At 75.5% G+C, this 6,007-nt stretch carries 6 protein-coding genes; 3 read left to right on the plus strand and 3 right to left on the minus strand.

The features are described from left to right. Positions 1 to 56 precede the first annotated feature (56 nt). Positions 57 to 1,898, plus strand: a complete 1,842-nt coding sequence (locus ACFW6A_RS21880) for a N,N-dimethylformamidase beta subunit family domain-containing protein (protein WP_386482145.1) — start codon at positions 57 to 59, stop codon at positions 1,896 to 1,898. Positions 1,899 to 1,960: 62 nt separating this feature from the next. Here the strand turns inward: ACFW6A_RS21880 and ACFW6A_RS21885 are convergent, their stop codons facing one another. Continuing rightward, positions 1,961 to 2,791 (minus strand): oxidoreductase, encoded by an 831-nt coding sequence (locus tag ACFW6A_RS21885; protein ID WP_351855286.1) that lies wholly within the window; start codon positions 2,789 to 2,791, stop codon positions 1,961 to 1,963. 122 nt (positions 2,792 to 2,913) lie between these two features. Between ACFW6A_RS21885 and ACFW6A_RS21890 the strand changes: the two genes are divergently transcribed. After that, the gene (locus tag ACFW6A_RS21890) at positions 2,914 to 3,816 is read left to right on the plus strand and encodes a LysR family transcriptional regulator (RefSeq protein ID WP_386482138.1); all 903 of its coding nucleotides are present in this window, start codon (positions 2,914 to 2,916) and stop codon (positions 3,814 to 3,816) included. 288 nt (positions 3,817 to 4,104) lie between these two features. Here the strand turns inward: ACFW6A_RS21890 and ACFW6A_RS21895 are convergent, their stop codons facing one another. Beyond that, positions 4,105 to 4,626, minus strand: coding sequence for a DUF427 domain-containing protein (locus tag ACFW6A_RS21895; protein ID WP_351855291.1), 522 nt, complete (start codon positions 4,624 to 4,626; stop codon positions 4,105 to 4,107). 266 nt (positions 4,627 to 4,892) lie between these two features. Between ACFW6A_RS21895 and ACFW6A_RS21900 the strand changes: the two genes are divergently transcribed. Further along, positions 4,893 to 5,483: a DUF4383 domain-containing protein gene (locus tag ACFW6A_RS21900; RefSeq protein WP_386482142.1), complete on the plus strand. Its 591-nt coding sequence runs from the start codon at positions 4,893 to 4,895 to the stop codon at positions 5,481 to 5,483. Positions 5,484 to 5,620: 137 nt separating this feature from the next. On the opposite strand, the gene ACFW6A_RS21905 is transcribed toward ACFW6A_RS21900, so the two are convergent. Next, positions 5,621 to 6,007 (minus strand): ferrochelatase (locus tag ACFW6A_RS21905; RefSeq protein ID WP_386642159.1); only part of this gene is annotated, 387 nt, incomplete at its 5' end.

Here is a 6,007-nt window from a genome sequence, read left to right on the forward strand (position 1 = left end):
GGGTGCCCCGGCCGCTCGCCCACGCCGACACCACGTCCTGCGCGCAGGGCGGACGGATGCGGTTCCACGTGGCGGCGGGAGACGGGGGCCGGTTCCGGGGCCGGGTGGTCGTCACGGACGTGGTGGGGGAGCGGGTCGTCGCCGAGGCCGCCGTCACGGGGCGGGGCTGGACCCTCGACGTCCCGGAGGCGTGGCCGAGCTCGCTGTACCGGGCGTCCTTCCACGACGCCCGCCCCGAGACGCCCGCGCCGGAGCGGGACGCGGAGCACGAGGTGTGGTTCGCCGTACGGGCCGCGCGGCCCGGCGGCTCCTCCTCCGTCCTCGTCTCCGTCCCCTTCCCGACCTGGCGGGCGTACCACCGGGCGGGCGAGCCCGGCCGGAGCATCTACTACGCGGAACAGCCCACCCGCGCGGCACGGGTGCCCCTCGCCGCACCGGGCGGCGGACCGCCGCCGGAACGGTGGGAGGAGCCGCTGCTGCGCTGGCTGCACCGGACCGGCCGCCCCGTCGAGTACTGCTCCGGATTCGACCTGCACGAAGGCGCCGGGCTCCTCGCGCCCTACCGGCTCCTGGTCGTGAACGGGCACGACGAGTACTGGACGGCGGAGATGCGGGACTGCGTCGAGGGGTTCGTGCGGCGCGGCGGGAACCTCGCCGTCTTCGCCGGCAACACCGCCTGGTGGCAGATCCGGCTGGAGGACGGGGGCCGCACCATGGTCTGCCACCGCGACGCCGCCGCCGATCCCCTCACGGCCACGGACCCGGCGCGGGCCACCGTCGAGTGGTCCAGCTCCCCGGTCGACCGGCCGGAGAACACGATGACCGGCGTCAGCTTCCGGCAGGGCGCCGGAGCGTGGGGCGACGGCATGGCGCTCATCGGCCGCGAGGCGTACACGGTCCGCTTCGCCGGCCACTGGGCCTTCGAGGGCACCGGCCTGCGCGACGGGGACGCCTTCGCGCGCGGGGCGCTCGGGTACGAGACGGACGCGGCCGAACTGGACTGGTCGGCCGGGGTGCCGCGGGCCACCGGCCGCGACGGGACGCCCCGGTCGTTCGCCGTGCTCGCCACCGCCGACCTGCGGCACTGGCGGGCGTACGGGCAGGGCGGCTGGGCGACCATGGGCGTCTTCCGCGCCGGCGCGGGCACCGTCTTCAACGCCGCCACCATCAACTGGGGCCGCGCCCTGCACGACCCCGCGGTCGACCGCGTCACCCGCAACGTCCTCGACCGGCTCTCGGGCGCAGTCCCGGCCCCGCCCTGGCACACCGTCGGCCCCGCGCCCCGGCTGCGGGCGCTCGCCGCCTGCGAGGGACTGCTCTTCGCCGTGGCCGAGGACGGCCGGACGCTGCTCCACCGCGAGCCGTCCGAGCAGAACCTCCCGTGGACCCCGTGCCCGCCCGCCGTCGGCCCCCCGGCACCCGAACTGCGCTGCCTGACCGCACCGCGCGAGGCCTCCCACCCGATGCCGCTGGCCCTGCTCGCGGTCACCGCCGACGACCGGCTGGTGCACCGGGCCCCGGTGCCGGGCCCCGCACCGTGGCTCCCGGCGGGGCGCGTCCCGGAGGGGACGACGGCCCTGGCGATGTGCGACAACACCCTCTTCGCGGTGACGCCGCACGACGACGCCCTCCACGGCCGCCCGGCCGGCGACTTCGACGCCCCGTGGCGCCGCCTGGGCCCGGCGGGCAAGGCGTCTACGCTGACCGTCCTCGGCGCCCGGCTCCACGCCCTGGGCCCCGACGGCCTCCTCACCCGCCCACCCGTCCTCGACGGCACCCCGTTCGAGCCCGCCGCGCCCCCGCTCTCCTTCCCGCCGGCCCGGGCCCTCGCGGCGTACGCGGGCCGCCTGCTGGCGGCCACCGAGGACGACCGGCTGATCAGCCACCCGGGGATCTGAGAACGGGCCGGGCGCGGTGCCGGCCCCCGGACGGCCTCGCCGGACGGGGCCGCCGCCGTGCCCTACTGCTCCAGCTTGGTGTCCCGGCCGACCTTCTCCCAGGCGGCGAGGTCGCCGCGCACCTGCTCCAGGTGGGCGTGGATCGTGTCGATGGAGTCGTCGCCGAGAGCGAGCCGCAGCGGCTTCTCGTCCGCGTTCAGGGCGGCCAGGACCGCCGCCGCGGCCTTCGCCGGGTCGCCGGCCTGGCCGCCGTCGCCGCCCTCCACGTAGGCGCGGGTGGCGCCGACCGTGTCCGCGTAGTCGGCGATCGTGTCCGGGCTGAGGCTGCCGTTGCCGAACAGGCTGGTGCGGAAGGCGCCCGGCTCGACGATCAGCACGTGGATGCCGAGCGGGTTGACCTCGGCTGCCAGCGCCTCCGACATGCCCTCCAGGGCGAACTTCGTCGCGCTGTACGCGCCGAAGCCGGCCATCGACATCTGTCCGCCGACACTGCTGAGCTGCACGATCGCCCCGGAGCGGCGCGCGCGCATGTACGGCAGGACGGCGCGGGTCAGGGCGGCGGGGCCGAAGACGTGCACGTCGAAGAGCGAACGCAGCTCGGCGTCGCCGGTCTCCTCGACCGAACCGACGTGGGTGCGGCCCGCGTTGTTGACCAGGACGTCGATGCGGCCGTGCCGCTCGGCGACCTCGCGCACCACCCGGTCGACCGCGGCGTGGTCGGTGACGTCGAGGGTGACGGCGTCGACCTGGTCGGGGTGGGCGGCGACCAGGTCGTCCAAGGCGTCCGCGCGGCGGACGCCGGCGACCACGACGTCCCCGGCGGCGACCGCGGCCTCGGTGAAGGCGCGCCCGAAGCCGCTGTTGGCGCCGGTGATCAGCCATACCTTGCTCATGACGGTGTTCCCCCTCGTGGTGTCCATCGGGACGTCTCACCCGCCGACCCCCGGCGGTGACACAACGAGCATGTCAGCAAAGGGAGTTGCCCGTCCAAGATCCTCCGTGATAGCCCATGGGCATGACCACGGACGTGCACGGGCGGGATCTGCGGTACTTCCTCGCGGTCGCGGAGGAACTGCACTTCACCCGGGCGGCGCGGAAGCTGTACGTCTCCCAGCCCGCCCTCAGCAAGCAGATCCGGGCCCTGGAGCGGCAGCTCGGCGCCCCGCTCTTCGACCGCGACCGGCAGGGCGTCCGCCTCACCGAGGTCGGCACGGCCCTGCTGCCGCACGCCCGGGCGGTGCTCGCCGCGTGGGACGAGGCGGAGGGCGCGGTGCGGGCGGCGCGGGGGGAGGCGAACGGCACCCTGGTCGTCGGGATGAGCACCAGCCCCGGCCGGGGCGGGCTGCTGCCGGCGATCCGCTCGCGCTTCACCGGGACCCGTCCGCGGGCCACCATCCGGCTGCGGCAGATCGGCTGGGAGGACCCGACGGCAGGCCTCGCCGACCGCAGCAGCGACGTGGCTTTCGTCTGGCTGCCGCTGGCCGACCCGGACCGCTTCCGCTGGGTCGTCGTCGCCACCGAACCCCGCCTCGTGGCCCTGCCGGAAGGCCACCCGCTGGCCGGCCGCGAACGGATCGACTTCGCCGAACTCCTCGACGAGCCCTTCCTCGCCCTGCCGGCCACCGGCCCCGCCCTGCGCGACCACTGGCTGGCGCTGGACGCCCGCGGCGGCCGCCCGCCGGTCATCGGGACGGAGATCGCCAGCGCCGACGAGACGTACGAGGCCCTCGTCGGCGGCCTCGGTATCTGCCTGGTCGCCACGGGCAACGCCCCCCTCCTCACCCGCGGCGGCGTCGTCACCCGCCCCGTCGACGGCATCTCGGACTCCCGCTTCGCCCTCGCCTGGCGCGCCGACGACACCCGCCCCCTGGTCCGCGACTACGCGGCCGCGGCGGCTGCCGCGGTCTCCCGCACCTGACCCGCCCGGTGACCGTGCGAGTCCAGTGGCGCCCCCGGGGTCGGCATCCCGGTAGGGGCGGTCGGGGCGGTGTTCGGCCGCGCGGCACCGCCCCGGACCCGGCCCGCTCCGGTCCCGACGGCGGACGCGGTCGTGCCCCACCCCGACGTGGTCTCCGGGCGGACGACGCACGGGCCGCATGACGCCAACCCCCTCACCACCACCGGCCGTGAACGCGCGCAGCGATCCGCGGGAAACCGCCCGGCAGGGGACTTCCCCCGAACGAGCGCGCTGTCACGGCCGACCCGCTCACCAGCCCCACGTTCCGGGTCCGCCCTTGAAAGGGCCCTCGATCTCGCGGGTGATCCACCCGCCGTAGAAGTCGCCCTCCTGGGCGGCCACCCGCTCCCCGTCGACCGCGCAGTCCACTTCGGAGGGGTAGAACGCCAGGTGGCCGCGGAGGGCCTCATAGGCGTCGAGGGGCCGCTCGTAGCTCCATGCGGCGCGGGGGACGACCATGTCGCCGACGACGACGTCCCAGTAGGACGCCGTGCCCTTCCACTCGCAGTGGGTACGGCCGGGCCGGGGGCGCAGGAACTCCGCGCGCACGTCGTGGCGGGGCAGGTAGAACGTCGGCGGGTGGCTGGTCTCCAGGACCCGCAGGCTCGCGTGCGTGTCCGCGACGAGCCGCCCGCCCACCGTCACCGTCACGTGCCGGTCGTCACCGACCAGCCGGGGCGGCCGCGGGTAGTCCCACACGCACTCCGTCGGCCGCGCACCGGGCCCGGCGGACCCTCGCGGGCCATCCGCCGTGCCGTCCGCGTCGCTCATCGGTCCCTCCTCGCCCTTCGACGAAGCCGTCCTGCCGTCTCTTCCCCCGCACACCCGCCGGCGGATGCGACGGGCCCGCCCGAGGGGGCGGACGGGTGAACGGCCGGGTGCCGGACGGCGAGGCGCATCCGGGCGCTCTCGCGACCGGTAAAAGGCATTGAAGTGCCCCAAAAGGTTCCTCGGTGCATGTCCGTTCGCGCCGGAACCGCCCCGCACGGCGGCGGCCTCGCGCGACGGACGGAACCACGGACAGAAAGGAAACAGCTGTGCGACTCAAGGACGAACTCCCCGTGGACCACCACCTCGCCACCGTGTATCGCTGGGGCGCCGCCCTCTGCGGTTGCATCCTGCTCGTGTTCGGCTGCCTCGGCTTCGCCGACGCGCTCAGCCCCTTCGACACCTCCGGCGAGCGGATCGCCGGGATGACCACCAACACCGCACTGAGCTGGATCTCGGTGCTGACGGGACTCACCCTCCTCGCCGGTGCGATCGCGGGCGGCAACACCGCCTCCACCGTGAACATGCTCGTGGGCGGCTCGTTCCTGCTCAGCGGCTTCTACCACCTGTTCGTGCTCGACCGGCCCGCCAACTTCCTCGACTTCGGCATGACCAACGTGATGTTCAGCTTCCTCATGGGCCTGTTGATCCTCACGTTCGGCATGTACGGACGGGTCTCCAGCAAGCTGTCGCACGACAACCCCTACTGGCGCAGGCGCCACCCCCGCGAGGCCGCCGCGGAGTCGCTGGCACGCCGCCGCCTCGCCGCCGCGCCCCTCCCGCCCGGAGCCGCGCGCACCACGCCCCCCACGCTCCCCGGAACCTCCGGTCCGGCCGTTCCCGAAGGGCCTTCTCACTGAACACGGCCCCGGTCGTGAGAGCCACGGGGACGGCCGGCGGCCTCGGCCCCGCGTCCCCACCGGCAGGAGCGGCTGCCGCGCAAGCCTTACGCCTGGTCGGCCCGCACGGCGCGCCCCCGAGGCACCGGCGTGGCTCCTCAGGCGTAGGGGCTGTCGGCGCCGGCGGCGGCGGGGTGTTCGGTGCGGGCGGGGCAGCAGCCGATGGGGCAGAGGTCGTGGGAGGGGCCCAGGGCGCCCAGGGCGCAGCGCTGGGGGCGGGTGCCGCGTTCGGCGGCGGCGCGTTCCAGGAGCAGGTCGCGCACGGCGGCGGCGAAGCGGGGGTCGGCGCCGACGGTGGCGGAGCGGCGGACGGGCAGGCCCAGCTCGGCGGCCTTGGCGGTGGCCTCGGTGTCGAGGTCGTAGAGGACCTCCATGTGGTCGGAGACGAAACCGATGGGCACCATGACGGCGGCGGGGGCGCCGGCCGCGCTCAGTTCCTCCAGGTGGTCGCAGATGTCCGGTTCCAGCCAGGGGATGTGCGGGGC

Source organism: Streptomyces sp. NPDC058758 (genome assembly GCF_042746075.1).
GTDB lineage: Bacteria > Actinomycetota > Actinomycetes > Streptomycetales > Streptomycetaceae > Streptomyces.